Source organism: Ruminococcus sp. AF17-22AC (assembly GCF_003460065.1).
In the GTDB taxonomy this organism is placed as follows: Bacteria; Bacillota; Clostridia; order Lachnospirales; family Lachnospiraceae; genus Blautia_A.
The window spans coordinates 257,965-284,097 of the sequence record NZ_QRXT01000001.1; the positions used below are offsets into that span (position 1 = coordinate 257,965).

Consider the following 26,133-nt stretch of genomic DNA (forward strand, 5'->3'; position numbering starts at 1 on the left):
CTACCGTTCATATACAATGTAATTACGTTTTTTGAGAAGTGCACAGCCTTTCTGCATCGCACCCTGTTCGTAGAATTCGATTTTCAGGACACCTTGTTCAAATTCACGGTTATGAATGATGCCGATATTTTTGATACTGATGCCTTCCATAGCAAGGATTGTTGCAATCGTTGCGATGCCACCAGCTTCATCTACAATGTCAATATACAGCACATAGGTCTTGTTGATCAGACCTGAGGATGTTGCATCGATTGAATCACGATAATCTCTGGAACGTGCAAACATATCGTAAAGATTTTCAGCTTCCTGATTATCGATAGAACAACGGATCTGAATCAGCATACGGATATACTCATCAAGCACTGTGGAAATATTTTCGTGATTTTCCACGCAGATCTGTTCCCACATAACCGGGGAAGAAGAAGCGATTCTTGTAATATCTCGGAAACCTCCGGCAGCGATCGTTTTCATATATTCTGCTTCATTATCCAACGTATTGACCAGATTAACGAGAGAAGAAGCAATAATATGCGGAAGATGGCTGACACCTGCAGTAATAAAATCATGTTCTTCTGCAGTAAGGACCATCGGAATGGAACCAAGCGAATCAATCAGTTCTGAAAATTTCGTCAGTTTTTCCAGCGGGACTTCACCGCCCGGAGTCAGTATGTAATATGCATTCTCAAGCAGATGGTCAGAAGAATGTTCAAATCCGGACTGTTCAGAACCTGCCATCGGATGACCACCTATGAAGCAGTGTTCCATGCCAAGCTCCTCAACTGCTTTGTGGATCGGTCCTTTTACGCTGCCGGCATCAGTGATGATGCAGTCATCAGAAATCACATCCTTTAAGTATTTCAGATATTCTATATTGTATTCTACCGGTGCGCAGAGGAAAATATAATCGCAGGTACGGTATCGCTCATCCTTTTCTTCCAGTACAGCGTCGATGGCATTACAGCTGAGTGCTGCAGCCAGAGTTTCTTTGTGTTTTGCGTATGCCAGAATATGATAATCTGGATGAAATTTGCGGATCGTTTTTGCGATAGATCCTCCGATAAGGCCAAGCCCGATAAAACCAATGGTTTTCATGATGTTTTGTATCCTTTCCCAAGTCACATTAATAAAAACTATGTTCTTATTTTAAAAGAATATACTATAAATGTCAAATAAAGCGATAAAATCGGTAAATTCGTTAAAATTATACACAATTCGAATAAAAAATGTTGTTAAAATTATATAAAATACTTGAAAAGTGCAAGAATTTTTAGTAAAATATGAACATATTAGACAAACAGGGAGGTATTACATATGGACGTTTATAGAACTGACCGAATCCGCAATGTGGTTCTTTTAGGTCATGGGGGATCCGGAAAGACCACATTAGCAGAGGCAATGGCTTATCTGGCAGGAATGACTAACCGCCTTGGCAGAGTAGAGGATGGAAATACCGTTAGTGATTTTGATAAAGAAGAGATCAAAAGACATTTTTCTGTTTCAACTACTTTGATTCCGGTACCATGGGATAAAGTAAAAGTCAATGTACTTGACACACCGGGATATTTTGATTTTGTGGGGGAAGTAGAAGAGGCTGTCAGCGCAGCAGATGCGGCAATCATCGTTGTTTCCGGTAAAGCCGGTGTACAGGTAGGTACTCAGAAAGCATGGAACCTCTGTGAAAAATATAAACTTCCGCGTATGTTCTTCGTAACAGACATGGATGTGGATGACGTCAGCTATCGAAAAGTAGTGGAAGAACTGACCGAACTTTATGGCAAAAAGATCGCACCGCTTCATTTCCCGATCCGTGAAGACGGTAAATTTGTCGGTTACGTAAATGTTGTCAAACAGGCAGGTCGTAAATATATTGACAAAGCAGGCAAGGAACCATGTGATGTTCCGGAGTACCTGGATGAATATCTGGAAAAATACCATGATATCCTTATGGAATCTGTAGCAGAGACCAGCGAAGAATTTATGGATCGTTACTTCGAAGGAGATGAGTTCTCCGTAACAGAAGTTTCCGCAGCACTTGCAACAAATGTACAGGACGCAAGCATCGTTCCGGTATGCATGGGTTCCCCGATCAATCTTCGTGGTGTATCCAACCTTCTCGATGATATCTGCGGATATTTCCCGAGCCCGGACAAACGTTCCTGCAACGGTATTTCCCAGAAGACCAATGAAATTTTTGAAGCCAATTATGATTTTGCAAAAACAAAATCTGCATATGTATGGAAGACGATCGCAGATCCGTTCCTTGGCAAATATTCTCTTATTAAGGTTGCCTCCGGTGTTATCAAATCCGATGATACTCTGCTCAACGTAGAAAAGGGTGTTGAAGAACGTTTGAACAAACTATATGTGCTCGAAGGCTCCAAACCGATCGAAGTTCCGGAGCTTCATGCAGGCGATATCGGTGCAATTGCCAAACTTGCAAGCGTGCAGACAGGTGACAGCCTTGCAACTAAATCTGCACCGGTGCTTTATCCGAAAGCAGTAATCTCTACACCGTATACCTATAAGAGATATAAAGCTGTCAAGAAAGGTGACGAAGACAAGATTTCACAGTCTCTTGCAAAAATGGCAAGCGAGGATAAAACCCTCCGTGTAGTAAATGATTCAGCCAACAGACAGACACTCCTTTACGGTATGGGTGATCAGCATCTTGACATCGTAGTCAGCAAACTGAAAGAGCGCTACAAAGTAGAGATTGAACTTTCCAAACCGAAGGTTGCCTTCCGCGAAACCATCCGTAAAAACTCTGACGTAGAAGGCAAACATAAGAAGCAGTCTGGCGGACATGGACAGTATGGACATGTTAAGATGCGTTTTGAGCCGTCCGGTGATCTGGAGACTCCATATGTATTTGAACAGGTAGTAGTTGGTGGTGCTGTACCGAAGAACTACTTCCCGGCTGTTGAAAAAGGTCTGCAGGAATGCGTTCAGAAAGGACCTCTGGCTGCATATCCGGTAGTTGGTGTAAAAGCTACTCTTTATGATGGATCTTTCCATCCGGTTGATTCTTCAGAAATGGCATTTAAGATGGCAACGATCCTTGCCTTCAAGAAAGGTTTCATGGATGCATCTCCTGTACTTCTTGAGCCAATTGTTTCCATGAAGGTAATCGTTCCGGATAAATATACAGGTGATGTTATGGGTGACCTGAACAAACGTCGCGGCCGTGTACTCGGCATGAATCCGGATCACGAAGGTAATACCATCATTGAAGCCGATGTTCCGCAGCTTGAGATTTACGGATATTCTACAACGCTTCGTTCCATGACCGGCGGAAGCGGAGACTTCTCTTATGAATTTGCCCGTTATGAACAGGCTCCGAGTGATATCCAGGCAAAAGAAATCGAAGCAAGAGCAAGTAAAGTTGATGCTGCTGAATAATCTGCATCTATAACATCAAATCACATAGAAAGCCCTTCACTTTAAATTGAGGTGAAGGGCTTTCAGTATATAAAAAAGATCCATCACAGAGATAAGACGCCTCTCCAGTACCGCAACAGAAGCATTGACAAACGGAACGTATTGAATTAGAATTGATTTTTAGATAACAATGTTGGAGGAAACATAGAAATGAAATACATGTTTAAAAAGATCGAGCCCAAGTGGCAGGCAAAATGGGAAGAAAGCAAAGTCTTCGAAGCCAAAGACAACAGCGACAAGCCAAAATTCTATGGTCTTGTAGAATTCCCATATCCAAGTGGTGCCGGTATGCATGTCGGTCACATCAAAGCATACTCAAGCCTTGAGGTTATTTCACGTAAACGTCGTATGGAAGGATACAATGTACTTTTCCCGATCGGATTTGATGCATTCGGTCTTCCTACTGAGAACTATGCCGTAAAGACCGGTACACATCCACGTATCATCACTGACGAGAATATCAAGAAATTCTCCAACCAGTTAAAAAAAGTCGGATTTTCTTTTGACTGGAACCGTGTCATCGATACTACAGACGAGGATTACTACAAATGGACACAGTGGATCTTCCTCAAAATGTTCGAAAAAGGTCTTGTATTCAGAGACAGAACTCTCGTAAACTATTGCCCGCACTGTAAGGTTGTACTTTCCAATGAAGACAGCCAGGGCGGTAAATGTGATATCTGTCACAGCGAAGTTGTACAGAAATCCAAAGACGTATGGTATCTGCGTATCACTCAGTATGCTGATAAGCTTCTGGAAGGTCTGAAAGATGTTGATTATCCTGACAATGTAAAACAGCAGCAGATTCACTGGATCGGCAAATCAAAGGGTGCATTCGTAAACTTTGACATTGATGGCATTGATGAAAAACTTGAAATCTATACAACCAGACCGGATACCCTGTTCGGTGTTACTTTTATGGTAATCGCTCCGGAACATCCGATCATCGACAAATACAAAGACAAAGTCGCTAACATGGACGAGATTACTGCATATCGTAATGAATGCGCAAAAAAAACCGAGTTCGAGAGAACACAGCTTGTCAAAGACAAGACCGGTGTGCGTATTCAGGGACTGGAAGGAATCAACCCTGTCAACGGTAAGAAGATTCCGATCTACATTGCAGACTATGTAATGATGGGCTATGGTACAGGTGCAATTATGGCAGTTCCGGCACATGATCAGCGTGACTATGATTTCGCAAAGAAATTCGGTATTGATATCATCGAAGTTATCAAAGGTGGCGATATCTCCAAAGAAGCTTATACTGGTGACGGAGAAATGGTCAACTCTGAATTTCTTAACGGCTATACAAAGAAAAAGGATTCTATCGAGCGTATGCTTGAAGAACTTGAAAAGAAAGGTATCGGTAAAGCCGGTGTTCAGTACAAGATGAAAGACTGGGCATTCAACCGTCAGAGATACTGGGGCGAGCCTATTCCGCTTATCCATTGCCCGAAATGTGGTGTTGTAGCTGTTCCAGAAGAAGAACTTCCGCTTCGTTTGCCAGATGTCAAAGATTTTGAGCCGGGTGAAGATGGACAGTCACCACTTGCAAAGATTGATTCCTTCGTAAACTGCACATGCCCGAAATGTGGTGCGCCGGCAAAACGTGAAACAGATACCATGCCTCAGTGGGCAGGATCTTCCTGGTATTTCTTAAGATACACTGATCCGCACAACACACAGGCACTGGCTGATATGGACAAACTCAAATACTGGATGCCTGTTGACTGGTACAACGGTGGTATGGAACACGTTACCAGACATATGATCTATTCCAGATTCTGGCATCATTTCCTGTATGATCTCGGTGTTGTCAATACTCCGGAGCCATACGCAAAACGTTCTATCCAGGGACTGATCCTCGGACCGGACGGAGACAAGATGAGCAAATCCAAAGGAAACGTTGTCGATCCGCTTGACATTGTAGAAGAGTACGGGGCAGATACCCTTCGTACTTATGTATTATTTATGGGTGATTATGGCGCAGCAACTCCGTGGAGTGACAGCTCTGTAAAAGGCTGTAAAAAATTCCTTGATCGTGTTGCAGGTCTGACTGATATCCTTTCCGAAGCACCTGTTTCCGACGAACTGGAGATGAAGATTCACCGTACCATCAAGAAAGTTTCTTCCGACATAGAAAACCTGAAATTCAATACTGCAATCGCAAGTCTCATGACTCTGATCAATGAGATCACTGCAGAAGGTCATATCGGCAAAGAAGATTTAGGCATCTTTATCAAGCTCTTAAGCCCGTTTGCTCCGCATCTCTGCGAAGAAATCTGGGAATTCCTCGGTGGTGAGGGACTGCTTGCAGTTGCTCCATGGCCGGTATACGATGAAAGCAAGACTGTTGCCAAGACTGTTGAAATCGGTGTTCAGGTTAATGGCAAAGTAAGAGGAACTATCGTAATCCCGAACGGCTGCGATAAAGAAAAAGCATTCGAGATTGCAAAAGCAGATGAGAGAATTGCATCTTTCATTGAAGGCAAAAACCTGATCAAAGAAATCTATGTTCCAAATAAGATTGTCAACTTTGTTGCCAAATAAAAAGTATCAGGATTTATAAGAGAAGTATCAAAAAAAGCCCTCCGGTTTATGACCGGAGGGCTTCTTTGATGTCTGAGATATCAGGTGCGGCCATAAGAGAGTAGTTTGTATAATAGACTACAAATCCCGGTTTGGCGCCGCCTGGTTTTTTGACGTGTTTTTTCTGAATATAATCAATCTCTACTTTAGGAGCGGTTCTGCCTTTTGAATAGTAGGCAGCAAGACGTCCGGCCTCCTCGAAGGTACGGTCCGGAAGTTCTCCGTCCGGAGTCTTCACAACAACATGGGAACCCGCCATTTTTTTGGCATGAAACCACCAGTCATTGCCGGTTGCCATTTTAAATGTCAGCTCATCATTCTGATAATTGTTTTTTCCTACAAAGATATCAAATCCATCACTGGAAATATAATGGAACGGTTTTGATTTTGTCTGCGCTTTCTGACCTTTTTTATTTGTATAGTGTTTCTTTATATAACCATACTCTGTCAGTTCTTCTTTGATCTGGGCAAGATCGCTCTCTGCACGTGCAATGTCCAGTGCATTTGATATAGATTCCAGATGCTCGATTTCAGCTTCAGTATCCGCGATCTGCTCTGTCAACGCCTCTTCGGTGCGTTTCAGCTTACCGTAACGATCAAAATATTTCTTCGCATTTTCACCCGGTGTCATTGTCTTATCCAGAGGAATTGTTATTTCTTCATTTGTATAATAATTCAGCGCTTTGAATGATTTGCATCCGTCTTCCAGCCCATAACCATACGTATTGATTAACTCTCCGTATACTTTATATTTGTCCTTTTTGGCAGTATCTTTCATTTGCTTCTGCTGGAGAACCAGTTTCTTACGGTTTCGCTCAAGAGCTGTCTGCACGATTCTTCGAAGATCAGAAGATTTCTGACGGATCCTCGTCAGAATCTCTTTCGATGCATAGTAAGTTTCCAGCATTTCTGAAACAGATTCAAATGTCTGGCTGTGATATTCCGGTCCGTACTGCGTGAGTGGAAGAACAGCATATTCTACCGGCTCATCATCTCTGTAAATAATGCTCGGAGTAAAATCTCCCTCCTGCACCTGTTCGATCAGACGGTGGAAAGTATGATAGAGATGTGTTGCTGCATTTTCGTCAAGTGACTGTGCCGCATCACTTCCGTCAATGGAAGCACGATAGCAGATTTCTTCCGCAATCAGAGGACTGATTCCGGTCAGTGTTGTATAGATTGCCTTTGCAATATTACACGGCTTTTTACATACAGATTCTTTAAACATTTCTTCCGTGATCATCAGAGGATCCTGTTTTTCCTGGGTCTGCGGAAGAAAATAATCTCTCCCCGGAAGAACTTCCCGGACGGAACTCATATGCGAAGACACATGCTTGATGCTGTCAAGGATCATCCTGTTCTCATCACAGAAGATGATGTTGCTGTATTTCCCCATCAGTTCAACGATCAGATATTTTTTACATGGATCGCCCAATTCGTTTAAATGTTCCAGTTCAAACTCTACCACACGTTCCAGTCCCGGCTGCATGATTTTTCCGATTCTTGCACTTCCCAGATGCTTGCGGAGCAGCATACAGAAGTTTGGTGCGGTCAGGGGACTTGGTTTGTTTTTGCCTGTAAAATAGATCAACGGGAGAGAAGGACTTGCAGAAATAAATAACCTGCACTGTCCGTTTGCCCCCTTTCCGGTGATCATCAGGGCATCCGCCTCTGGTTGTGCAATTTTGTTAAAACGGCCGTTATCCAGATTTTTATGTAATTCCTGTACCATTGCAGCGATGGTGATGCCATCAAATGCCATTTTATTTCTCCTTTAGTTTGTATCAGATGCTGTGGAATCCCTTACCGATGATTTCGCTTGTATTAGAAATCAACATAAATGCACTCGGCTGGTTTTCTTTAATAAAGTTACGAAGACGTACTGCCTGAGGACGGCTGAGTACGGTAAATACGATATATTTGTCTTTTCCTGAAAAAGCTCCCTGCGCATGAACAATCGTCGCGCTTCGTTTCAGCTCATGAACAAGGAAATTGCAGATCGGTTCCGGCTCATCACAGACAACATTGAAATATTTCGAAAGATTAAATCCCTCAATAAAGTTGTCGATCATAAAAGAGCGGATCGTAAGACCGAGGAAAGAATACAGTCCTGTTTTGATATCAAAAACAAAACATCCCGCAACAGTGATCATAATATCAGTCACAAGAAGTGCCTTCCCGATATCAAAACTGCTGTATTTCTTAAGTATCATTGCAATGATGTCCGTACCGCCGCTTGATGAACCGATATTAAACAGGATCGCAGAACCAAGTGCCGGAAGTGCAATCGCAAAACAGAGCTCCAGCATGGTCTGATCTGTCAGCGGATGATCCATCGGACAGACACGTTCCAGTGTAGAAAGTGCAACTGAAAGAAGAATACTGCAATATGCTGTCTTTGCGGCAAATTTTTTACCAAGTACCACAAATCCGAGTACCAGAAGCAGCATATTTACAATGAAGGAAAAGTCACTGGCAGAAATAGATGTCTTATCTGCAACCAAAACCGCAAGACCGGTGATTCCTCCAAACGTAAAATTGTTTGTAAATTTAAAAAAGTATGTTCCGACTGCCATGATCAGCGTACTTGCAGTCAGAAGCGAAAAGTGTTTTAATTTTTCTTTCATTTTATATGTAATTCCCTTCTGAATGACTCGCTGATATTGTACCTCGTGACATGGCAATGTGTCAATGTAACCATTTAGCATAAGAAAGTGTATTCATACAAAAAAACAACTCCATGTCATAAAAAGAAATTGACTACCTTTTTAGAATGCTCTATAATAAATCTGTATGTAGAAAATGAGACTTGCAAAGAGAGAAAACTTATGATAAAAAGTATGACAGGCTTCGGCCATGCAGAAAAAGTGACAGAACAGTGCCGTATTACGGTAGAAATGAAATCTGTCAATCACAGGTACCTGGATCTGAATATTAAAATGCCACGGCGTTTCAATATGCTGGAGGGTCAGGTACGTAATCTTATGAAGCAGTATATGCAGCGCGGTAAGGTAGATGTATTCATTACTTATGAAGATTATACTTCAAATGATTACACACTCAAATACAATAAAGAACTGGCCGCAGAATATCTTTCTTATCTGAATCAGATGGCAGAAGAGTTTCATCTTGAAAATGATGTCCGCGCGACCACCTTGTCCAGATATCCTGAAGTTTTGACCATGGAAGAACAGTCTGTGGATGAAGAACAGTTATGGAAACTTCTCGAAGAACCACTTAACGAAGCCTGTGTTCGTTTTGTTGAGACACGGACCAGAGAGGGACAACATCTGAAAGAAGATCTTCTTGACAAGCTCACAGGTCTGGATGAAAAGGTAAACCGAGTAGAAGAACGCTCACCGAAAGTTGTTCAGGAATACCGTGAGAAGCTGGAACAGAAGGTACACGAGCTTCTTGAAGATTCACAGATTGACGACAATCGCATCGCAGCGGAAGTTGTTCTTTTTTCCGATAAGATCTGTAATGATGAAGAAACGGTTCGTCTGCACAGCCATATTCACGGAATGCAGAAGATTCTCGAAGAAAAAGAAGGTGTTGGACGTAAGATGGATTTTATGGCTCAGGAAATGAACCGCGAGGCCAATACGATTCTCTCCAAATCCAGTGACCTCGAAGTTTCGGACATTGCAATTGATCTGAAAACAGAAATCGAAAAGATTCGCGAACAGATTCAGAATATAGAATAACGGAGGCAGGGGAGTTTTGGCTAAACTGATCAACATCGGATTTGGAAATGTCGTAAATTCCCGCAAGATCGTTGCGGTTGTAAGTCCGGATGCTGCCCCGGTAAAACGGATGATCCAGAGCATCAAGGGTACACGGGAACTGATCGATGCAACACAGGGACGTAAGACAAAAGCAGTTATTGTAACTTCCGATGATTACCTTGTCCTTTCTGCACTACAGCCTGAAACGATTGCCAGACGTTTTGCAGAAGCATATGATTACGAAGAAAAGGAAGATGAGCATGAGTAAAGGTGTTTTAACAGTTGTTTCCGGCTTCTCGGGAGCCGGCAAAGGTACCGTTATGAAACGTCTTATACAGAAATATGATGATTATGCATTATCAATCTCTGTTACTACGAGAAACCCCCGTGAAGGAGAACGGGATGGCATCGAATACTTCTTTAAAACAAAAGAAGAAGTAGAAGCCATGATCGAGAATGATGAATTTCTCGAGTACGCCAGATATGTAGACAATTATTATGGTACTCCTCGTTTTTATGTAGAAGAAATGCTTGCCAAAGGCAAAAATGTAATTCTTGAAATTGAAATTCAGGGAGCTATGCAGATCAAAGCAAAAAATCCGGAGGCTGTTCTGGTATTTGTTACACCACCGAGTTTCGAAGAACTCCGTAATCGCCTTGTAGGACGCGGTACAGAAACTGCCGACGTGATTGAATCACGTCTCAGACGTGCATCAGAAGAAGCTGAAGGAATGCCTTCTTATGATTATATTTTGGTCAACGATCAGGTAGAGGACTGTGTAGACCGTCTTCACCAGATTATTTTAAGCGAACGTGCAAAGGCACAGCGCAATGAAGAATTCATCAACACGATCCAGCAGGAAGCGCGGATCTTTATGAAAGGAGATAAATAAGATGTTACATCCATCATATTCAGAACTTATTCAGGCAATTAACAATAACGCAGAGGAAGACGACAACACAATGATGCTGAACAGCCGTTATTCTCTGGTACTTGCAACCAGCAAGAGAGCAAGACAGCTCATTGCAGGCGCAGAACCGCTCGTACCAAACGCTGCTGACAAGAAGCCTCTTTCTGTTGCTATCGACGAACTTTACAAAGGTGAAGTTAAAATCGTAGCTGCTGAAAGCGATGAAGAAACGATTGCTCCGGCAACAGAAGAAGCATCAGAAACAGTTTCCGCACCGGAAGAAGATAACGAGTAAAGTTTGTCCAGTATTTATATCAGTTAAAAACCATGATCAGAAGGCACTTGTCTTCTGATTATGTATTGTCAGGAGATTTTATGAAAATATTATTTATATCACTGGGTTGTGACAAAAACCTTGCTGATTCTGAAGAAATGCTTGGACTGCTCACAGCAAACGGACACGAAATTGTCGATTCCGAAGAGGAAGCCGATGCCATTGTCATTAACACATGTTGTTTTATTCATGACGCCAAAGAAGAGAGCGTCAACACCATCCTTGAAATGGCAGAATATAAAAAATCCGGAATCTGTAAGGTTTTGATTGTAACAGGATGTATGGCACAACGATACAAAGAGGAAATCATACAGGAAATCCCGGAAGTTGATGCCGTACTCGGAACAACTTCCTATGGAGATATCGTCAAGGCTTTAAACGAAGTGCAGGCAGGTAATATCTTCCAGGAATTCCGCGATATCAATGAACTCCCGGAAGACTGCGGCCGCAGAGTAATCACCACGGGAGGACATTTCGGCTACCTCAAGATTGCCGAAGGCTGTGATAAGCACTGTACTTACTGCATTATCCCTTCCCTTCGTGGCAAATTCCGCAGCGTACCGGAAGAACGCCTTCTGAAACAGGCCGAATATATGGCATCTCAGGGTGTCAGGGAGCTGATTCTGGTAGCACAGGAAACCACCGTATATGGCACAGACCTTTACGGCAGAAAAACTCTGCACCTGCTTCTTAAGAAACTCTGTCAGATCAAGGGAATCCGATGGATTCGGGTGCTTTACTGCTATCCGGAGGAAATTTACGACGAGCTGATTCAGGTTATGAAAGAAGAGCCTAAGATCTGTCATTATCTGGATCTTCCGATTCAGCATGCAAGTGACAAAATTCTTCGCCGCATGGGGCGCCGTACTTCTAAACAGCAGCTTATTGATATCATCACCAAACTTCGCCACGAAATTCCGGATATTGTGCTCCGTACTTCCCTGATTACCGGCTTCCCGGGTGAAACAGAAGAAGATCATCAGGAACTTATGGAATTTGTTGATGAGATTGAATTTGACCGTCTGGGTGTATTTACGTATTCCCCGGAAGAAGGTACACCTGCCGAGACTATGGAAGGTCAGGTTCCCGAAGAAGTAAAAGAAGCACGCCGTGACGAGATCATGGAGCTTCAGCAGGAAATTTCCTTCGATAAAGGAAATGACCGTATCGGACAGGAAGTTCTGGTTATGATTGAAGGAAAAGTTTCCGGTGAAAGCGCTTATATTGGCCGTACTTATGGGGACGCCCCGAAAGTAGACGGATATATATTTGTACAGACAGGAGAATTGCTTGTTACCGGTGATTTTGCAAAAGTAACCGTTACAGGAGCTTTGGAATACGATTTGATAGGAGAGTTGACTGATGAATACACCAAATAAACTTACAGTTGCCAGAATGATTATCGTTCCGTTCCTTGTTGTTTTTCTTCTTACCGGATGGGGCGGTGATGCAAACCGTTACATCTCACTTGCATTATTTGTAGGTGCCAGCGTTACCGACTGGTTTGACGGATATCTGGCACGCAAAAATAATCTTGTTACAAATTTTGGTAAATTTATGGATCCTCTTGCGGATAAACTTCTTGTCTGCTCTGCGATGATTTGCATGATCGAACTTAACCGCCTGCCGGCATGGTTTGTAATCATCATTATCGGCCGTGAATTTATCATCAGTGGATTCCGTCTGATTGCAGCCGAAAACGGCATTGTAATTGCAGCAAACTACTGGGGCAAGTTCAAAACTGTCTCCCAGATGATCATGATCATTTTACTGATTCTTCACTTTGGCGGAATCTTCGTTATACTGGAACAGATCTTTATCTGGCTGTCACTTGCACTGACCATTATTTCACTGGTCACATATATCTGGCAGAACAAATCTGTTCTCTCCATGCAGGAGTAATACAATCAAAAATACAATGATAAAATCTGTCAGCGGATCATTCGCATAAGGTTAACGATTTTGTCAATTTTGGCTATTTCCTGCGGAGATTTTCCGGTCTTCATCACTTCGAGAACGGCAGAGATTTCATTTTGTGAAAAATTGAGTCCATTCTTCTTACCGGAGGCAGCGGCACTCATAAGAAAAGGAAGCATATCGGAAGCGGATTTTCCGCTTCCTTTTTCTGCGAGTTTCTGAAGCATATCCAGTTTTGCGGCATCAATATCTTCAAGTTTTGGATCCTTCTTCCAGTCTTCATTTCTGTTTTCGGCCATATTTTTACCTTTCTATAAATATCAGGAATCTTTTATTTCTTATATGAATTCTTTTTACTCACTGATCGTTTTTAATAATTGCAGCATTACAAGCATATCTTTGATCTGGTTAAGCTGTTGACGGCTTTTTCCGTAACTGAATTGTCGAATATCCTCCAGCATCTCCAAAGGATCTGTTTTTTCTTTCATGCTGCAGATCTGCACGTCATTCTGCGCGCCACGAAACAGTGCGAGTGTATTCTGCAATTCCGTGAGCTTGGCATACAATGCAAGAAACTGCTGACTTTTGGAGGAAGTATATGGTATTAATGCTTTCAGCATCTGAGACTGTTCACTGCATACAAGCTGATCCAGAGCTGTCTGAGAAATTACACCCTGTTCCATTTCCATCAAACGCCTCCTTTTTCGAAACTATATGCTTTTGCTTAATATTTTATGTCCGGCCACGCTGTTTTGACATATGATAAATTAGACTTCCTTTAGAAAGGCAGAATGATATGGACACTTCAAAAAATGAACGGCTTGTCATAGATGGCAATTCTTTTTATGAAATAGATCTGCAGTGTATACAAAAAAAGCAGAATCAGAAGCAAAAGCCCCAAAAAGAGCGGTCGGACCAGGAACACCAACACCAATCAAAAGGCACGCCACCGGTGAAGCCTCGATATACAATGCAAAAAAGGCAGAGGGATTAACCTCTGCCCGGCATTGGATTTCAGCAGCCACAGCCGTTGTTTCCACATCCACATCCGCCACCGCAGAGCAGGAGCAGTACAATGATGATCCAGCATGAATCATTACCGCAGCCACAGCCATTTCCACAGCCATTGTTTCCACAGAGACACATCAGGCAGATGATCCAGAGAATACAGCTACAGGAATTATCTCCGAAAAGACTGTTTCCATTACCGCATCCACATCCACAGTTATTGTTGCAACCACAGCCGTCATTTCCGCATCCACAGTTTGTAGCAGCTAAATCACTCATGGTAAAATCCTCCAGATTTTGTTCACACTTCATATTATGAAGAGAGACATCTATGTGTGACTGTCTTTTCCTTCAAATGCCAAAATCACCCTTGACAAACATTTTTTCACTTTGTATACTTTTAGAAGTATATTACATAGGCTTTGAAGGGAAGAAGTAGCATAAGGAACACACACAGAGAGTTGCCGGATGGTGAGAGGCGCGTGCAGAACTTTTGTGAATACATCCCGGAGCTTCGCACCGAATTTTTTCAGTAGGCTGCGACGGATCGGCACTCGTTATCGTGCTCAATGAGGTGGGAATCTTTTCCTGCGAATTTAGGTGGTATCACGGGACCCGGTTCTCGTCCTAAGCGGACAGGAACCGGGCTTTTTATACAGGAGGAATTGAATTATGACAGTATGGGAAGAACTTAAGGCGCGAGGCCTGATTGCCCAGGTAACAGACGAAGATGAAATCAAAGAAATGGTAAACAACGGCAAAGCTACTTTCTATATCGGCTTTGACCCTACCGCAGACAGCCTTCATGTAGGACATTTCATGGCACTCTGCCTGATGAAACGTCTTCAGATGGCAGGCAACCGCCCGATTGCACTTCTCGGCGGTGGTACAGGTATGATCGGTGACCCGTCCGGAAGAACAGATATGCGTCAGATGATGACCAAAGAAACCATCCAGCACAACATTGACTGCTTCAAGAAACAGATGTCCCGTTTCATCGATTTTTCTGACGGCAAAGCTCTGATGGTCAACAACGCTGACTGGCTTCTGAATCTGAACTATGTTGATATGCTTCGTGATGTAGGTGCGCATTTTTCAGTAAACCGTATGCTGACAGCCGAATGCTACAAACAGCGTATGGAAAGAGGTTTAAGCTTCCTTGAATTTAACTACATGATCATGCAGAGCTATGACTTCTATATGTTATATCAGAAATATGGCTGCAATATGCAGTTCGGTGGTGATGACCAGTGGAGCAATATGCTCGGTGGTACAGAACTGATTCGTCGTAAACTCGGCAAAGATGCATATGCAATGACCATCACCCTGCTTCTGAATTCTGAAGGCAAGAAGATGGGCAAGACACAGTCCGGTGCCGTATGGCTGGATCCGAATAAGACTTCTCCGTTTGATTTCTATCAGTACTGGAGGAATGTTGACGATGCAGATGTTATCAAATGTATGCGTCTTCTTACATTCCTTCCGCTTGAACAGATTGATGAGATGGCAACCTGGGAAGGCAGCCAGTTAAATAAAGCAAAAGAAATTCTTGCTTATGAACTGACCAATCTTGTACATGGTGAAGAAGAAGCCAAGAAGGCACAGGAAGGTGCGAGAGTACTGTTCTCCGGCGGAGCTGACACAGCACATATGCCCAGCACAGAGCTTACAGAAGAGGATTTCACAGAAGATGATACTATTGATCTGATCACTATGCTGATCAAAGCTGGGCTTGTTCCGACACGTTCTGAGGGACGTCGTGCGATTGAGCAGGGTGGAGTTTCCATCGATGGTGAGAAGATTACTGACATCAAACATACTGTAGCAAAAGACAGCCTTGCAGGTGATGGTGTTGTCCTCAAACGAGGCAAAAAGAAATTCAACAAAGTTTATGTTAAATAAGTATTTGCTACAAAATACTTTTAGGAGGAAATAATCATGAAGAAATACGGAGTAAACGAACTTCGTCAGATGTTCCTTGATTTTATGGAGAGTAAAGGACATCTCGTAATGAAAAGCTTCTCTCTGGTACCACAGGGAGATAAGAGCCTTCTGCTGATCAACGCAGGTATGGCTCCGCTGAAACCATATTTTACAGGTGCAGAGATTCCGCCAAGAACAAGAGTCACCACATGCCAGAAGTGCATCCGTACCGGTGACATCGAAAACGTCGGTAAAACCGCACGTCATGGTACATTCTTTGAAATGCTCGGTAACTTCTCTTTTGGTGATTACTTTAAGACTGAAGCAATCCACTGGTCCTGGGAATTCCTGACAGAAGTAGTTGGTCTCGATGCTGACAGACTGTATCCTTCTGTATACCAGGATGATGACGAAGCATTCGACATCTGGAACAAAGAAGTCGGCATCCCGGCTGAGCGAATCTTCCGTTTCGGCAAAGAAGACAATTTCTGGGAGCATGGCGCAGGTCCTTGCGGTCCATGCTCTGAGATTTATTATGACCGTGGAGAAAAATACGGATGCGGTAAACCAGGCTGTACAGTAGGCTGTGACTGTGACCGTTACATGGAAGTATGGAACAACGTATTTACCCAGTTTGAAAACGACGGAAATGGCAACTATACCACACTGAAACAGAAAAATATCGATACAGGTATGGGTCTGGAGCGCCTGGCAGTTATTGTTCAGGACGTTGATTCTATCTTTGACGTAGATACAATCTGTGCCCTTCGTAACCTTGTCTGTGAAATTTCCGGCAAAGAATACGAAAAGAATTATCAGGATGACGTATCCATCCGTCTGATCACAGACCATATCCGTTCCGCTACATTTATGATCTCCGATGGTATCATGCCAACCAATGAAGGTCGTGGATATGTACTCCGCCGTCTGATCCGCCGTGCAGCACGTCATGGACGTCTTCTGGGAATCAAGGGACCTTTCCTTGCAAAACTCAGTGAGGAAGTAATCAACGGATCCAAAGCCGGCTATCCGGAGCTGGAAGAAAAGAAAGAATTCATCTTCAAAGTCCTGACTAACGAAGAGAATCAGTTTAACAAAACAATTGATCAGGGTCTTCGCATCCTTGGTGACATGGAAGAAGAGATGAAAGCAGTCGGAGAAAAAACTCTTTCCGGTGAAAATGCATTCAAACTTTATGATACTTACGGATTCCCGCTTGATCTCACTAAAGAGATTCTTGAAGAAAAGGGATATACCATTGATGAAGATGGTTTCCAGAAAGCAATGGAAGAGCAGAGAGTCAAAGCGCGTACTTCTCGTGAAGTAACTAACTACATGGGTGCAGATGCTACTGTATATGATGAGATTGATGTCAACGTAACTACAGAATTCGAAGGATATGATCACCTTACCTACGATTCAGAGATTACTGTTCTTACCACAGAAAAAGAAATCGTTACCTCACTGATGGAAGGCCAGAAGGGAACTGTATTTGTAAAAGGAACACCATTCTATGCTACCATGGGCGGTCAGGAAGGTGACTGTGGCGTGATTGAGACTGCAAACGGCAAATTTGTAGTAGAAGATACAATCAAACTTCGCGGCGGCAAATTCGGTCATGTCGGATATATGGAATCCGGAATGCTCTCCACAGGAGAAACCGTTTCCCTTAAAGTCAATGAGCAGGCTCGTCGTGATACAGAGAAAAACCACAGCGCAACACATCTTCTTCAGAAGGCGCTCAAAACTGTCCTTGGCTCTCATGTAGAACAGAAAGGTTCTCTGGTAACACCGGACAGACTTCGTTTTGACTTTGCGCATTTTCAGGCAATGACTCCTGATGAAATTGCAGAAGCAGAAGCTCTTGTAAACAAAGAGATCCAGGCAGCTCTCCCTGTTGAGACAAACATTATGGATATCGAAGAAGCCAAAAAATCCGGTGCTATGGCACTGTTCGGTGAGAAATATGACCAGAAGGTACGTGTTGTATCCATGGGAGACTTCTCCAGAGAGCTTTGCGGTGGTACACATGTAAAAAATACAAGCTCCATCATGCTCTTCAAAATCGTATCTGAGGCTGGTGTTGCAGCCGGTGTACGTCGTATCGAAGCACTGACAGGTAACGGTGTTATCGAATACTATAAGAAACAGGAAGCCATGCTCCATGAAGCGGCCAAAGCCCTCAAGGCACAGCCGGCAGAAGTTGCAGAAAAAATTGCACATCTTCAGGCAGATGTCAAAGCTCTCCAGAGTGAAAACGAATCCCTCAAAAGTAAACTTGCTCAGGGATCTCTCGGCGATGTCATGAACCAGATCGTAGATGTCAAAGGAGTAAAACTCCTCGCATCCAGGGTAGAAGGCATCGACATGAACGGACTTCGTGATCTCGGTGATCAGCTCAAAGAAAAGATCGGAGAAGGTGTTGTTGTCCTCGCAGCTGTAAACGGAGGTAAAGTAAATCTTCTTGCAATGGCTACTGATGCAGCACAGAAAGCCGGAGCACATGCCGGTAACCTGATCAAAGGTGTTGCGGCAATCGTAGGCGGTGGCGGCGGCGGTCGTCCGAACATGGCACAGGCCGGCGGTAAAAATCCTGAAAAAGCTCAGGAAGCAATCGACGCAGCAGCCGGAATTCTGGAACAGCAGATTCACTAAAAATCATGCATTTTTCGGCAAAATAATTTTTTCCTAAATTTAGCCAAAAAATGTTGACGAATGTCACAGCTATGTTATATAATAACACTCGTGCAAGAAAAATACCCAGACAGTTGTATTTTAGCACAATCTACAACTGGAGGGAGGTTAGGTGTGAGTCTATGTCAAACGTTATCGTAAAAGAAAACGAGACTTTAGATAGCGCTCTTCGCAGATTCAAGAGAAGCTGTGCAAAAGCAGGTATCCAGCAGGAAATCCGCAAGAGAGAGCATTACGAGAAACCAAGCGTTCGTCGTAAGAAAAAATCTGAAGCCGCAAGAAAACGTAAATATAATTAATTGTGCGCAAAAATCCCTGACGACAATTCCGTCAGGGATTTTTAAGATTATCAATCGTCACCTATTTAACAATACTGTATAAGTAAACTAAAGGGAATTATATGCATCGAATTATTCATACCTTCAAGAAAATTTTACAGTTATTATTCAATCGAATTTTCTATGTTGCCGTCGCCCTGATGCTTCAGCTCGCATGGCTGATGATCACCGTCTGGAGACTGGCAGCATATTCTAAATATATTTCAAACGCGATTGCTATCATCAGTGTTTTAGTTGTGCTCTGGATCGTAAACAAAAAAATCAATCCGTCCTACAAACTCGGATGGACGATCCTGATTCTCGTTTCCCCTGTTTTCGGCGTTATGCTGTATCTTCTGTTTGGTAAATCACGAATCGCTCAGGCAATTCAGAATAAATATGCTCAGGTACAGAAAGAAAGCATTCCGTTTATGGAGTCTAAAAAAGAAACAATCAGACATCTGGAAGTTGATTCACTGTCTGCTGCAGTACAGTCCAACTACATTCTCCGATATTCCAGTTTCCCGGTACACGAAAATACTACCGCAGAGTATTTTCAGGTGGGAGATGATATGTTTCCTGTTCTTGTCCGCGAACTTGAACAGGCACGGCATTATATTTATATTGAATACTTCATCATCAACGATGGCGTGATGTGGCGTACGATCCTTGATATACTGGAACGCAAGGCATCAGAAGGAGTTGATGTCCGTCTGATTTATGACGGTTTCGGCTGTCTGACCACTTTACCATATCATTACGACCGTTTTCTGAAAGAAAAAGGCATTCAGTGTCGGATATTTAATCCATTCCGCCCTCTGCTCAATATCGTACAGAATAACCGTGATCACCGCAAGATCTGCGTCATTGATGGACATACCGGTTTTACCGGCGGAATCAACCTTGCCGATGAATATATTAATCAGAAGAAGCGTTTCGGTCACTGGAAGGATACTGCCGTCATGTTAAAGGGAGAGGCTGTCTGGAATATGACTGTCATGTTTTTGCATATGTGGAATGTGATCAACAATTCCAGCGAACCGATTGACCATGAAATACACATGCCGCACAGGTTTCATCAGGAGCCATTTGCAGGCAATGGATTTGTGCAGCCATACAGTGATACCCCTCTGGATGGAGAAATCGTAGGTGAAAATGTTTATCTGAACATCATTAACCGTGCACGTAAATATGTCTATATCTGTACCCCTTACCTGATTATTGATAATGAAATGATGACAGCGCTCTGCCTTGCTGCCAAAAGCGGCGTGGATATCCGCATTATGACACCTGGAATTCCTGATAAGAAGATGGTCTTTTTACTCACGCAGTCTTATTATGAGCAGCTTCTGGAAGCAGGCGTCCGCATCTATGAATACCAGCCTGGTTTTCTGCATGCAAAATCTTTTGTGTGTGACGATGAGATAGCAGTCGTAGGAACAATCAACCTGGATTACCGAAGTCTGTATCTCCATTTCGAAAATGGGGTATGGTTCTATAAGAACAAAGTCATTCAGGATATCCTTGATGATTTTAACCAAACTTTAAAATACTGTGATCCGATCAGCATTGACTTCTGTAAGAACAGAAATATTGTTGTCCGGGCATTTCAGAGCATCTTACGGCTTTTTGCCCCTTTACTCTGATCAGTCAGGAAATAATTGCAGAATATTTTTCATGAAGTATATTTCTCATGGAAGATGTTCTGTTTTTGTTTATTCATCCCTATATAAAAGGCATATTTTTTATAAGCTGTCCCTACAATAATAACAAGCAGAATTTTGTGAGGTCACTATGAAAAGAAAACAACTGCGGATCACAGGAATTCTATTGACTATCTGTATGATTCTGGGAACAATATTTCCCGTCTTAGCAGAAACCGAAAATACTTCCCTTGAAATTTCAGCAGCCAGCGGAATTCTGATGGAAGTCGAAACAGGCAAAATCCTTTATGAAAAGGACAGTAATACCAGAAGAAGTCCGGCGAGCGTCACAAAAGTCATGACATTACTTCTGATTTTTGAACAACTCGAATCCGGAAAATTGTCTCTGGACGATATAGTCACCACAAGCGCACATGCAAAATCTATGGGTGGATCACAGGTCTTTCTTGAAGAGGGCGAACAGCAAAACGTTGAGACCATGATCAAATGCATTGTCATTGCTTCCGGGAATGATGCCAGTGTTGCAATGGCAGAACATATTGCAGGGAGTGAGCAGAGCTTTGTGGACCGAATGAATCAGCGCGCTTTGGAACTTGGTATGAAAAACACACATTTTGCCGACTGTTGTGGTCTGACTGATTCTGATGCCCATTATACAACAGCCTATGATATTGCGCTTATGAGCCGAGAACTGATTCGAAATCATCCTCAGATTTTTGAATATTCCTCAATCTGGATGGAAAACATCACCCACGTTACTGCACAAGGAACAAAGGAATTCGGTCTTACAAATACCAATCGTCTGATCCGTACATATCCGGGATGCAAGGGGCTCAAAACAGGCAGCACCAGCAAAGCAAAATTTTGTCTTTCAGCAGTGGCAGAACGTGGCGGACTTTCCCTTCTTTCCATTGTAATGGCTGCTCCGGATTATAAAGCAAGGTTAAAAGATGCCGCATCTCTTCTGGATTACGGTTTTGCCCGCTGCAGTCTGTATATTGATGAGCAGCCGGATCCTCTCCCGGAAATTACAGTACAAAAGGGAATTTCTTCCAAAGTGTCCTTAAAGTATGCAGATACATTTCGATATGTAAGTACAGATGGAGAAAAAATAACAACGCCGGGGAAAGAGCTTAAACTTCCCGATAAGGCTGAGGCACCTCTTAGCGCCGACAGTAAAGCAGGAGAGATAATCTATCTTCATCCCCAAAACGGACAGGAACTCGGTCGAATCCCGATACTATATGCAGAATCTGTTGCACGTTTGCGCTTTTCAGACTGCCTTTTACAAACCTTTGATGCCTTCTGTCTGTAGCGGTTTCGTTACTGTGAACGAAGCGGGCTGTAACGCTGTTTCAGACAGCATCTCGTGCACGCGGAAATATTTTGACAAGATTATGGCATACGAGGTATAATAAAATCTAAATGGTTATTCAGCAGATCATCTGAAGACAGGAGCATGCAGAACAAATGAAAGAAATCAAAACTGAAAATGCTGTGGGGCATGTATTATGTCATGACATTACACAGATCATCAAAGACGAAAAGAAAGGTGTTCTCTTCAAAAAAGGCCACATCGTAAAAGAAGAAGATATTCCACTTCTTCTTTCTGTAGGAAAGGAACATCTCTATGTATGGGAAAAGCAGGAGGGTGTTCTCCATGAGAATGAAGCCGCGGAGATTTTGTACCGCATCTGCGCCGATTCCCACATGCACGGAAGTGATATCAAAGAAGGTAAAATCGAACTGATTGCAGACTGCGATGGACTTCTCAAAATTCGACGAGATGCACTTATAGCGGTCAACAGTCTCGGCGAAATGATGATTGCTTCAAGACATGGTGATTTCCCGGTAAAAAAAGGTGCCAAAATTGCCGGTACACGAATTATTCCACTTGTCATTGAAAAGGAAAAAATGGATCGGGCAGTAGAAGCGGCAGGCGAAGAGTCGATTTTTTCCCTGCTTCCTTTTCATACAAAAAAAGCCGGTATCGTTACAACCGGAAGTGAAGTACAAAAGGGTCTGATCAAAGATACTTTTACTCCGGTACTGAAAGAGAAACTCTCCGAATACAACTGCCAGATGATCGGGCAGACTCTGCCGGGTGACGACCGCCAGACGATTACTTCTGATATTCTTCATTTTATCGAAGCGGGCGCTGATCTGGTTCTGTGTAGTGGAGGTATGAGCGTAGATCCTGATGACCGCACCCCGGGTGCCATTAAAGATACCGGCGCTGATATCGTCACCTACGGAGCACCGGTACTTCCGGGTGCCATGTTACTGCTGGCATATTATCACAAGGATGGCAGAACCATTCCGATCATCGGACTTCCTGGCTGTGTCATGTATGCCCGCAGAACTGTTTTTGATCTGATCCTTCCACGGATCATGGCGGATGATCCCGTTCGTGCAGACGAAATCTGGGCCTATGGAGAAGGCGGCCTTTGCCTGAACTGTGATGTCTGTACTTTTCCGGCCTGTGGATTCGGTAAATAATTTTTTAACAGAGGAGATACATGAAAACATTCAGAACACGCACATATAGCATATCCTGTGCCGGACTTACCGGACATCGTAAAGTTACTTTTGCAGTCCTTGCTGATCTGCACGGGCTTGTATTTGGCAAAAATCATCAGACACTGTACAAAGCAATCATCGATGCAAACCCAGATGCCATCCTTGTCGTGGGCGACATGGTCGTTCACGGATCGACGGAAACTCTCGAAGCAGCAGCAGGGCTTTTTTTGCGTCTGTGCGAGATTGCTCCTGTTTTTTATGTGCTTGGCAATCATGAATACAAGATGTATCTTAATCCGGAAACCAGGAACTTTTATCTGAATTATGAAAAACTGCTGACCAGCGCCGGGATCTGTTTTTTGCACAACGAACATATGGCAGTTGAACTTCAGGGCAGTGACTTTGTTTTTCACGGGCTCGAACTTCCAATCGAATATTATCACAAGCCCAATTCCCCCTCCCTCAGTCTTACCACTATGGAGGAACTCATCGCTATGCCTTCGCAGCCGGGAGTTAATGTACTGCTTGCGCACAATCCCAAATACGGTAATACGTATTTTTCATGGGGTGCCGATCTGATACTATCCGGTCATTATCACGGAGGAATTCTTCGTCTTAATGAAAACCATGGACTTACCTGCCCACAGTATCTTTTTCTTCCGCCTTACTGCTGCGGTAAATTTACCAGAGGCAGTCAGCACATGATAGTCAGTGCCGGACTTGGAGAACACACGATTCCGGTCCGCATCCATAACCCACGGGAACTGATTCTTGTTGATCTTGTTCCTGCCCGGAAGCACACCGGGCATCCACACAAAAACAGAAAGGTACACGGAAATGGCAATTCCCGTTAAAATCAATGTATTTGAAGGACCGCTTGACCTTCTCCTTCACCTCATCGAAAAAAACAAAATTGATATATATGACATCCCGATCGTAGAAATCACCGATCAGTATATGGAGTATCTGCACTCCATGGAAAAAGAAGACCTTGGCACCATGAGTGAATTTATGGTCATGGCAGCAACCCTGCTTGACATCAAATGCAAAATGCTCCTTCCGAAGGAAATCAATGATGAGGGAGAAGAGGAAGATCCGCGAGAAGAACTTGTCCAGAAGCTTCTTGAATATAAGATGTACAAGTACATGTCCTATGAACTTAAAGATTATATGGACAATGCAGCCGGTGTGTTTTTCAGAACTCCCGATCTTCCGGATGAAGTACTGAAATACAAAGAACCAGTGGATCCTTCAGAGCTTCTTGAAGGTCTGACCCTCCAAAAACTGAACAGCATTTATCAGTCTATCCTGAAACGACAGGAGGCTAAAATAGACCCGATCCGAAGCAAATTCGGCACCATTGAAAAGGAAGAAGTCAGTCTTTCAGACAAAATGCTCTCCATGAAAACTTACGCCGCACAGCATCGTAAATTTAGTTTTCGCCAGCTTCTGACCAAACAGTCTTCCCGTGTGCAGGTGATTGTAACCTTCCTGTCCATTCTGGAACTTATGAAAATGGGATATATTCATATTCGTCAGGAAGAACTTTTTGATGATATTCAGGTAGATGTCGTACAGGAGCCGGATACCTGGATGCATCTGACAGAATTTGCCGACGAATAAGAAGAAATTGAGGATAAATATATGGAAATAAAGAAATTGGAAGCCGCGATCGAGGCCATCTTATTTACCATGGGAAATTCCGTTGAACTTGCACAGATTGCAGACGCGATCCAGCAGGACAAAGAAACAACACGGAAAATCCTGCAGAATATGATGGACCGTTACCAACAGGAGGATCGTGGCATTCAGATCATAGAACTTGAGCAGTCTTACCAGATGTGCAGCAAAAAAGAATACTATGAGTGTCTGATACGTCTTGCAATGCACCCCAAAAAGCCCGCACTTACTGACGTCATGCTGGAGACACTGTCTATTATTGCATATAAACAGCCTGTTACAAAAGCTGAAATCGAAAAGATCCGAGGCGTAAAATGTGACCATGCGATCAACAAACTGGTCGAATACGAACTTGTCAAAGAACTTGGACGTCTGGATGCTCCGGGGCGTCCGATCCTTTTTGGTACCACTGAAGAGTTTTTACGTTGCTTCGGAGTACAGGGCCTTGAGGAACTGCCTTCTGTAGATCCGGTACGCCTGGAAGATTTTAAGGCAGAAGCTGAAGAGGAGATTCAGCTTCGTCTGGATGTCTGAACCTTCACAGGCAAATTACTTTATAAAACCGACAAACCCATAAAAAAGAAAGGATGTATCCTATGCCCACTACCTATGCCCATGATTTATTCGGTCAGAAAGCATATGCCTTTCTGAATCCTGAAATCAAACAGGTCATCCGAAAAAACAAAAATCTTTTTCGAATTGGCCTGCACGGACCGGATATTCTTTTTTATGACATTCCAAATGCCAGAGTTACCGGTACCGGAATTGCTATGCACCGCGAAGCAGCAGCTCCTTTTTTCGAAAGAGGCATGACGATTGTACGACAGAAAAAAGACGAAAAACTGTTGGCATATCTTCTTGGCTTTGCATGCCACTATCTGCTCGACAGTACCTGTCATCCATACGTATATGAAATGGCAGAAAAAAAAGTGATCTCACATACGCTCCTTGAAAAGGAATTTGACCGCACCCTGATGCTTGAAACCGGCAAAAATCCTTATCGTTATTATCCGTCATGTGGTGTTATACCACATATCACCTATGCATGCGTGATTCACAGGGCAATTCCGAAGATCCGTACCCGTGAGATCCATACTTCTCTGAAACTCATGAAACTGATCACCAACTGCCTTGTTTATGATAATCACGGCAGAAGGAAAAACTTTCTTACCTTTTTGTCTCGCATTGCAGGCAAAAAGCTTTCTGCTGAAATGATGGAATACTTTATGGAAAAAGATCCCATTCCCGGAAGTGCTGTACCGGTCCATAAATTACACACACTGTTTGATAAGGCACTTCTTGCCGCATCGGAAGAGCTTACTGAACTGTATCAGCTTTCCATACACGATCAGCCACTGTCAGACCGCTGGCATCATACTTATAACGGATAACAGTCTCCGGGAATAA

The 26,133-nt window shown here is 43.2% G+C and carries 24 protein-coding genes and 1 other annotated feature; of the genes, 18 read left to right on the forward strand and 6 right to left on the reverse strand.

What is annotated here, in order from left to right:
• Entirely contained in the window at nt 1-1,092 is a 1,092-nt protein-coding gene (locus tag DWW86_RS01250) for a prephenate dehydrogenase (protein ID WP_117942024.1), read from the reverse strand.
• Between the two features lie 219 nt (nt 1,093-1,311).
• On the opposite strand from DWW86_RS01250, the gene DWW86_RS01255 reads away from it, so the two are divergent.
• Both DWW86_RS01255 and leuS read left to right on the forward strand, forming a co-directional pair.
• Complete coding sequence (locus DWW86_RS01255; RefSeq protein ID WP_117942025.1) at nt 1,312-3,399, forward strand: elongation factor G; 2,088 nt, start codon at nt 1,312-1,314, stop codon at nt 3,397-3,399.
• 189 nt (nt 3,400-3,588) lie between these two features.
• Nucleotides 3,589-5,991 carry a leucine--tRNA ligase gene (leuS, locus tag DWW86_RS01260; protein WP_117942026.1) on the forward strand — a complete coding sequence of 801 codons (2,403 nt, stop codon included), beginning with the start codon at nt 3,589-3,591 and terminating at the stop codon, nt 5,989-5,991.
• Nucleotides 5,992-6,037: 46 nt separating this feature from the next.
• Here the strand turns inward: leuS and DWW86_RS01265 are convergent, their stop codons facing one another.
• On the reverse strand, nt 6,038-7,792 hold the full coding sequence (locus tag DWW86_RS01265; RefSeq protein ID WP_117942027.1) for an Rqc2 family fibronectin-binding protein: 1,755 nt from the start codon (nt 7,790-7,792) through the stop codon (nt 6,038-6,040).
• Nucleotides 7,793-7,814: 22 nt separating this feature from the next.
• A complete protein-coding gene (locus DWW86_RS01270; protein WP_072521217.1) occupies nt 7,815-8,657 on the reverse strand; it encodes a YitT family protein in 843 nt (280 codons plus the stop codon).
• Nucleotides 8,658-8,858: 201 nt separating this feature from the next.
• Here DWW86_RS01270 and DWW86_RS01275 point away from each other — a divergent pair, with 201 nt between their 5' ends.
• The 6 genes from DWW86_RS01275 to pgsA all read left to right on the forward strand — a co-directional run bounded on the left by DWW86_RS01275 (nt 8,859) and on the right by pgsA (nt 12,905).
• Nucleotides 8,859-9,737, forward strand: a complete 879-nt coding sequence (locus tag DWW86_RS01275; protein WP_117942028.1) for a YicC/YloC family endoribonuclease — start codon at nt 8,859-8,861, stop codon at nt 9,735-9,737.
• A gap of 16 nt (nt 9,738-9,753) precedes the next feature.
• Nucleotides 9,754-10,026 (forward strand): DUF370 domain-containing protein, encoded by a 273-nt coding sequence (locus DWW86_RS01280; RefSeq protein WP_072521215.1) that lies wholly within the window; start codon nt 9,754-9,756, stop codon nt 10,024-10,026.
• Nucleotides 10,019-10,651: a guanylate kinase gene (gene gmk, locus DWW86_RS01285; RefSeq protein WP_117942029.1), complete on the forward strand. Its 633-nt coding sequence runs from the start codon at nt 10,019-10,021 to the stop codon at nt 10,649-10,651. Before DWW86_RS01280 ends, gmk begins: the two co-directional genes overlap by 8 nt.
• Nucleotide 10,652: 1 nt before the next feature.
• Complete coding sequence (gene rpoZ, locus DWW86_RS01290; protein WP_015542616.1) at nt 10,653-10,964, forward strand: DNA-directed RNA polymerase subunit omega; 312 nt, start codon at nt 10,653-10,655, stop codon at nt 10,962-10,964.
• 80 nt (nt 10,965-11,044) lie between these two features.
• A complete protein-coding gene (rimO, locus tag DWW86_RS01295) occupies nt 11,045-12,382 on the forward strand; it encodes a 30S ribosomal protein S12 methylthiotransferase RimO (protein ID WP_072521212.1) in 1,338 nt (445 codons plus the stop codon).
• A complete protein-coding gene (pgsA, locus tag DWW86_RS01300; protein ID WP_072521211.1) occupies nt 12,366-12,905 on the forward strand; it encodes a CDP-diacylglycerol--glycerol-3-phosphate 3-phosphatidyltransferase in 540 nt (179 codons plus the stop codon). Before rimO ends, pgsA begins: the two co-directional genes overlap by 17 nt.
• A 29-nt stretch (nt 12,906-12,934) precedes the next feature.
• Here pgsA and DWW86_RS01305 read toward each other — a convergent pair whose 3' ends face one another.
• The 3 genes from DWW86_RS01305 to DWW86_RS01320 form a co-directional block, all read right to left on the reverse strand.
• Nucleotides 12,935-13,219, reverse strand: a complete 285-nt coding sequence (locus tag DWW86_RS01305) for a hypothetical protein (protein ID WP_072521210.1) — start codon at nt 13,217-13,219, stop codon at nt 12,935-12,937.
• A gap of 54 nt (nt 13,220-13,273) precedes the next feature.
• Nucleotides 13,274-13,609, reverse strand: a complete 336-nt coding sequence (locus DWW86_RS01310) for a hypothetical protein (RefSeq protein WP_083585464.1) — start codon at nt 13,607-13,609, stop codon at nt 13,274-13,276.
• A 325-nt stretch (nt 13,610-13,934) separates the two neighbouring features.
• Nucleotides 13,935-14,207 (reverse strand): hypothetical protein, encoded by a 273-nt coding sequence (locus tag DWW86_RS01320; RefSeq protein ID WP_072521208.1) that lies wholly within the window; start codon nt 14,205-14,207, stop codon nt 13,935-13,937.
• A 134-nt stretch (nt 14,208-14,341) separates the two neighbouring features.
• Nucleotides 14,342-14,561 (forward strand) — a binding site (T-box leader).
• 39 nt (nt 14,562-14,600) lie between these two features.
• On the opposite strand from DWW86_RS01320, the gene tyrS reads away from it, so the two are divergent.
• The 10 genes from tyrS (at nt 14,601) to DWW86_RS01370 (ending at nt 26,117) form a co-directional block, all read left to right on the forward strand.
• Nucleotides 14,601-15,830 (forward strand): tyrosine--tRNA ligase, encoded by a 1,230-nt coding sequence (gene tyrS, locus DWW86_RS01325; RefSeq protein ID WP_072521207.1) that lies wholly within the window; start codon nt 14,601-14,603, stop codon nt 15,828-15,830.
• Nucleotides 15,831-15,866: 36 nt separating this feature from the next.
• Nucleotides 15,867-18,506: an alanine--tRNA ligase gene (alaS, locus tag DWW86_RS01330; protein WP_117942030.1), complete on the forward strand. Its 2,640-nt coding sequence runs from the start codon at nt 15,867-15,869 to the stop codon at nt 18,504-18,506.
• A gap of 161 nt (nt 18,507-18,667) precedes the next feature.
• Nucleotides 18,668-18,844 carry a 30S ribosomal protein S21 gene (gene rpsU / locus DWW86_RS01335; protein ID WP_004222305.1) on the forward strand — a complete coding sequence of 59 codons (177 nt, stop codon included), beginning with the start codon at nt 18,668-18,670 and terminating at the stop codon, nt 18,842-18,844.
• A 101-nt stretch (nt 18,845-18,945) separates the two neighbouring features.
• Entirely contained in the window at nt 18,946-20,508 is a 1,563-nt protein-coding gene (gene cls, locus DWW86_RS01340) for a cardiolipin synthase (RefSeq protein ID WP_117942031.1), read from the forward strand.
• A 148-nt stretch (nt 20,509-20,656) separates the two neighbouring features.
• Nucleotides 20,657-21,841 carry a D-alanyl-D-alanine carboxypeptidase family protein gene (locus DWW86_RS01345; RefSeq protein WP_117942032.1) on the forward strand — a complete coding sequence of 395 codons (1,185 nt, stop codon included), beginning with the start codon at nt 20,657-20,659 and terminating at the stop codon, nt 21,839-21,841.
• A 155-nt stretch (nt 21,842-21,996) separates the two neighbouring features.
• Complete coding sequence (locus DWW86_RS01350; RefSeq protein ID WP_117942033.1) at nt 21,997-23,025, forward strand: molybdopterin-binding protein; 1,029 nt, start codon at nt 21,997-21,999, stop codon at nt 23,023-23,025.
• 20 nt (nt 23,026-23,045) lie between these two features.
• A complete protein-coding gene (locus DWW86_RS01355) occupies nt 23,046-23,900 on the forward strand; it encodes a metallophosphoesterase (protein ID WP_072521202.1) in 855 nt (284 codons plus the stop codon).
• The gene (locus DWW86_RS01360; protein ID WP_117942034.1) at nt 23,884-24,669 is read left to right on the forward strand and encodes a segregation and condensation protein A; all 786 of its coding nucleotides are present in this window, start codon (nt 23,884-23,886) and stop codon (nt 24,667-24,669) included. Before DWW86_RS01355 ends, DWW86_RS01360 begins: the two co-directional genes overlap by 17 nt.
• Before the next feature lie 21 nt (nt 24,670-24,690).
• Nucleotides 24,691-25,260, forward strand: a complete 570-nt coding sequence (gene scpB / locus DWW86_RS01365) for an SMC-Scp complex subunit ScpB (RefSeq protein ID WP_072521200.1) — start codon at nt 24,691-24,693, stop codon at nt 25,258-25,260.
• A 62-nt stretch (nt 25,261-25,322) separates the two neighbouring features.
• The gene (locus tag DWW86_RS01370) at nt 25,323-26,117 is read left to right on the forward strand and encodes a zinc dependent phospholipase C family protein (RefSeq protein ID WP_117942035.1); all 795 of its coding nucleotides are present in this window, start codon (nt 25,323-25,325) and stop codon (nt 26,115-26,117) included.
• The last annotated feature ends 16 nt before the right edge of the window (nt 26,118-26,133 follow it).

What these genes read in the sequence shown, in the direction of transcription:
- tyrS (WP_072521207.1), top strand. Translation starts at nt 14,601, where the DNA reads ATGACAGTATGGGAAGAACTTAAGGCGCGAGGCCTGATTGCCCAGGTA.
- DWW86_RS01255 (WP_117942025.1), top strand. Translation starts at nt 1,312, where the DNA reads ATGGACGTTTATAGAACTGACCGAATCCGCAATGTGGTTCTTTTAGGT.
- DWW86_RS01250 (WP_117942024.1), bottom strand. Translation starts at nt 1,092, where the DNA reads ATGAAAACCATTGGTTTTATCGGGCTTGGCCTTATCGGAGGATCTATC.
- cls (WP_117942031.1), top strand. Translation starts at nt 18,946, where the DNA reads ATGCATCGAATTATTCATACCTTCAAGAAAATTTTACAGTTATTATTC.
- gmk (WP_117942029.1), top strand. Translation starts at nt 10,019, where the DNA reads ATGAGTAAAGGTGTTTTAACAGTTGTTTCCGGCTTCTCGGGAGCCGGC.
- alaS (WP_117942030.1), top strand. Translation starts at nt 15,867, where the DNA reads ATGAAGAAATACGGAGTAAACGAACTTCGTCAGATGTTCCTTGATTTT.
- rimO (WP_072521212.1), top strand. Translation starts at nt 11,045, where the DNA reads ATGAAAATATTATTTATATCACTGGGTTGTGACAAAAACCTTGCTGAT.
- scpB (WP_072521200.1), top strand. Translation starts at nt 24,691, where the DNA reads ATGGAAATAAAGAAATTGGAAGCCGCGATCGAGGCCATCTTATTTACC.
- DWW86_RS01265 (WP_117942027.1), bottom strand. Translation starts at nt 7,792, where the DNA reads ATGGCATTTGATGGCATCACCATCGCTGCAATGGTACAGGAATTACAT.
- DWW86_RS01355 (WP_072521202.1), top strand. Translation starts at nt 23,046, where the DNA reads ATGAAAACATTCAGAACACGCACATATAGCATATCCTGTGCCGGACTT.
- DWW86_RS01350 (WP_117942033.1), top strand. Translation starts at nt 21,997, where the DNA reads ATGAAAGAAATCAAAACTGAAAATGCTGTGGGGCATGTATTATGTCAT.
- DWW86_RS01345 (WP_117942032.1), top strand. Translation starts at nt 20,657, where the DNA reads ATGAAAAGAAAACAACTGCGGATCACAGGAATTCTATTGACTATCTGT.
- DWW86_RS01275 (WP_117942028.1), top strand. Translation starts at nt 8,859, where the DNA reads ATGATAAAAAGTATGACAGGCTTCGGCCATGCAGAAAAAGTGACAGAA.
- leuS (WP_117942026.1), top strand. Translation starts at nt 3,589, where the DNA reads ATGAAATACATGTTTAAAAAGATCGAGCCCAAGTGGCAGGCAAAATGG.
- DWW86_RS01310 (WP_083585464.1), bottom strand. Translation starts at nt 13,609, where the DNA reads ATGGAAATGGAACAGGGTGTAATTTCTCAGACAGCTCTGGATCAGCTT.
- rpoZ (WP_015542616.1), top strand. Translation starts at nt 10,653, where the DNA reads ATGTTACATCCATCATATTCAGAACTTATTCAGGCAATTAACAATAAC.
- DWW86_RS01305 (WP_072521210.1), bottom strand. Translation starts at nt 13,219, where the DNA reads ATGGCCGAAAACAGAAATGAAGACTGGAAGAAGGATCCAAAACTTGAA.
- DWW86_RS01320 (WP_072521208.1), bottom strand. Translation starts at nt 14,207, where the DNA reads ATGAGTGATTTAGCTGCTACAAACTGTGGATGCGGAAATGACGGCTGT.
- DWW86_RS01270 (WP_072521217.1), bottom strand. Translation starts at nt 8,657, where the DNA reads ATGAAAGAAAAATTAAAACACTTTTCGCTTCTGACTGCAAGTACGCTG.
- DWW86_RS01370 (WP_117942035.1), top strand. Translation starts at nt 25,323, where the DNA reads ATGCCCACTACCTATGCCCATGATTTATTCGGTCAGAAAGCATATGCC.
- rpsU (WP_004222305.1), top strand. Translation starts at nt 18,668, where the DNA reads ATGTCAAACGTTATCGTAAAAGAAAACGAGACTTTAGATAGCGCTCTT.
- pgsA (WP_072521211.1), top strand. Translation starts at nt 12,366, where the DNA reads ATGAATACACCAAATAAACTTACAGTTGCCAGAATGATTATCGTTCCG.
- DWW86_RS01360 (WP_117942034.1), top strand. Translation starts at nt 23,884, where the DNA reads ATGGCAATTCCCGTTAAAATCAATGTATTTGAAGGACCGCTTGACCTT.